This window comes from Streptomyces sp. NRRL F-5123, from assembly GCF_000721495.1.
Taxonomy (GTDB): domain Bacteria; phylum Actinomycetota; class Actinomycetes; order Streptomycetales; family Streptomycetaceae; genus Actinacidiphila.
Genome location: NZ_JOHY01000145.1, coordinates 1 through 2,941, shown reverse-complemented (window position 1 = coordinate 2,941; position 2,941 = coordinate 1). Strand labels below are relative to the sequence as shown.

The window sequence follows — 2,941 nt, the reverse complement described above, 5'->3', positions numbered from 1 at the left end:
CACCACCTCACCACCCAACTCGCCCACGCCCACACCACCGGACTCACCCCCACCTACACCCAAACCACCACCACACCCACCACCACCCAAACCACCACCCACACCACCACCGACCTCCCCACCTACCCCTTCCAACACCACCACTACTGGCCGCGCAGCACCCCCGCGGCGGGCGACGTCGGCGCGGCGGGCCTGCGAGCGGTCGCGCACCCGCACCTGACGGCGGCCACCGGCCTCGCATCGACGAACTCGCCCTCCACACCCCCCTCGTACTCCCCACCACCGGCACCCTCCGCCTCCAGATCACCCTCGACACCCCCGACCCCGAAGGCCACCGGACCTTCCGTATCGCCTCGCAGCCCGCCGGGGACGCGGCGGACGACCCGTGGACGGCGCACGCCACGGGCACGCTGGCCCCGCCCGGACCGGCCGACGCAGACCCGGGCCAGGACCAGGACCGGAATCCGGGCCAGGACCAGGACGACCCGCTGACGGGCGCGGCAGCCTGGCCGCCCGCCGGGGCCGAGCCGGTGGACCTCGCCGCGCTCCACGCGTCCGCGGAGGCCGCACACGGCGAGATTCCCCGCCGGGTGCGGTCGGTGTGGCGGTACGGCGGCGACCTGCTCGCCGACGTGGAGCTGCCGGAGCCCGCCGGGGAGGCCGCGGAGGACGGCTTCGGCATCCACCCCGCCCTGCTCGACGCCGCCCTGCACCCCCTCGCCCTCGACGGTCCCCACGCCGGGGAGGTCCTGCTGCCCTTCGCCTGGAGCGGCGTCACCCTGCACGCCACCGGCGCCACCGCCGCCCGGGTCCGCGTCCTGACCGGCGGCCAGGACGCCGCCGGGGGCCGCACGGTGGGCCTCGTCCTCGCGGACCCGGACGGCGCCCCCGTCCTCACGGTCGACGCGGTCGCGCTGCGCCCGGCGGCGGAGGACGCGGATGCCGACGCGGGCCCGTCCGCGCCCGTACGCCCGGAGCAGCACGTACGCCCGGAGCAGCCCGTACGCCCCGCGCGGCGCCGGGCCGCGGCGCGGCAGCCCGCGGACGGGGCGCTGGGTGCGCGGCTGGCCGGGCTGGACGCGGCCGGGCAGCAGGAGGAACTGCTCGGGCTGGTGCGGCAGGCGGCGGCCGTGGTGCTGGGGCACGCGTCGGAGGCGGCGGTGCGGCCGGAGGCGGCGTTCAAGGAGCTGGGCGTCGACTCCCTCACCGCGGTCAAACTGCGCGATCGGGTCGCCGCCGTGACCGGCCTGCGGCTGCCTGCGACCCTGGTCTTCGACCACCCCACCCCGCAGGCACTCGCCGCCCGTCTGCGCGCCCTGCTGACCGGCGACCCGGACGGCTCGCCCGCCCACGTGCGCCGCTTCCGGCCCGGCCAGGGCGCGGACGACGACCCGATCGTGGTGGTGGCGATGGCGTGCCGCTTCCCCGGCGGCCTGACCTCGCCGGAGAAGCTGTGGGAACTGGTCGAGGCGGGCGGCAGCGTGCTACGCGGACGGGTTCGACGCCGCCTTCTTCGGGATCAACCCGCGCGAGGCCCTGGCCATGGACCCGCAGCAGCGGATCGTCCTGGAGACCGCGTGGGAGGCCCTGGAACGCGCCCGCATCAACCCGCACACGCTCAAGGACAGCCTCACCGGCGTCTACACGGGCGTCATCTACCACGACTACGCGGCGGGCCTGGCGCCCGGCGACCCGCGGCTGGACGGCTACACGATGCTCTCGGGCATCGGCAGCATGATCTCCGGCCGGGTCGCGTACACGCTCGGGCTGCAGGGACCGGCTGTCACCGTCGACACCGCGTGCTCGTCCTCGCTGGTCTCGATGCACCTGGCCGCGCAGGCGCTGCGGCAGGGCGAGTGCGATCTCGCCCTCGCGGGCGGCGTGACGGTCATGTCCACCCCGGACGCCTTCACCGGCTTCTCCCGGCAGGGCGGGCTCGCCCCGGACGGCCGCTGCAAGCCCTTCGCCGCGGCGGCGGACGGCACGGGCCTCAGCGACGGGGCCGGGCTCGTCGTCCTGGAGCGGCTCTCGGACGCCCGGCGCAACGGCCACCGGGTGCACGCCGTCATCCGCGGCTCGGCGATCAACCAGGACGGCGCGAGCAACGGCCTGACCGCCCCCAACGGCCCCTCCCAGCAGCGCGTCATCGCCCAGGCCCTGGCCACCGCGGGTCTGACCGCCGCCGACGTCGACGCCGTCGAGGCGCACGGCACCGGGACGAAGCTCGGCGACCCGATCGAGGCGCAGGCGATCCTCGCGACGTACGGGCAGGACCGGCCGGAAGACCGGCCGCTGCTGCTCGGCTCGGTCAAGTCCAACATCGGTCACACGCAGGCCGCCGCGGGCATCGCGGGCGTCATCAAGATGATCATGGCGATGCAGCACGGACGACTGCCCGCGAGCCTGCACATCGACGCGCCCAGCCCGCACATCGACTGGAGCAGCGGCGCGGTGGAGCTGCTCACGGACGCGGTCGACTGGCCGGAGACCGGGCGCCCGCGGCGCGTCGGCGTCTCGTCCTTCGGCGCCTCGGGGACCAACGCCCACCTCGTCCTCGAACAGGCGCCCGCGGAAACGGAGTTCGCGCCGGTGCCGCACGACGCCGGTGAACTCGTGCCGTGGGTGCTGTCGGCCCGCGACCCGCAGGCGCTGCGGGACCAGGCGACCGCGCTCGGCGGGTGGCCGGCTTCCGGCGCGGGGGCCTCGGTGGCGGACGTGGGGCGGTCGCTCGCCACCACGCGGGCCGCCTTCGAGCAGCGGGCCGTGCTCCTCGGGCGGGACCGTACGGACTTCGCCGCCGCGCTGGGGGCGCTGGCCTCCGGGTCCCCGCACGCGGGGCTCGTGGTGACGGCGCCGGGCGGGGCGGTCGCGGCGGGGCGGACGGTGTGGCTGTTCTCCGGACAGGGCAGCCAGCGCACCGGCATGGGAGCCGAACTCCACA

Annotated in this window: 2 protein-coding genes and 1 pseudogene; 2 read left to right on the top strand and 1 reads right to left on the bottom strand. The window is 76.4% G+C overall.

Going from position 1 to position 2,941, the window contains the following annotated elements; genetic code table 11:
• Positions 1–143: 143 nt before the first annotated feature.
• Positions 144–1,145, bottom strand: a complete 1,002-nt coding sequence (locus IH54_RS48010; protein ID WP_324607859.1) for a hypothetical protein — start codon at positions 1,143–1,145, stop codon at positions 144–146.
• Between IH54_RS48010 and IH54_RS48005 the strand changes: the two are divergent.
• A pseudogene (locus tag IH54_RS48005) lies at positions 1,113–2,352 on the top strand (beta-ketoacyl synthase N-terminal-like domain-containing protein); the annotation flags it as partial. The gene IH54_RS48010 and the pseudogene IH54_RS48005 overlap by 33 nt on opposite strands.
• 12 nt (positions 2,353–2,364) lie before the next feature.
• On the top strand, positions 2,365–2,941 hold a 577-nt coding region (locus tag IH54_RS47520; protein ID WP_324607858.1), incomplete at its 3' end, for a ketoacyl-synthetase C-terminal extension domain-containing protein.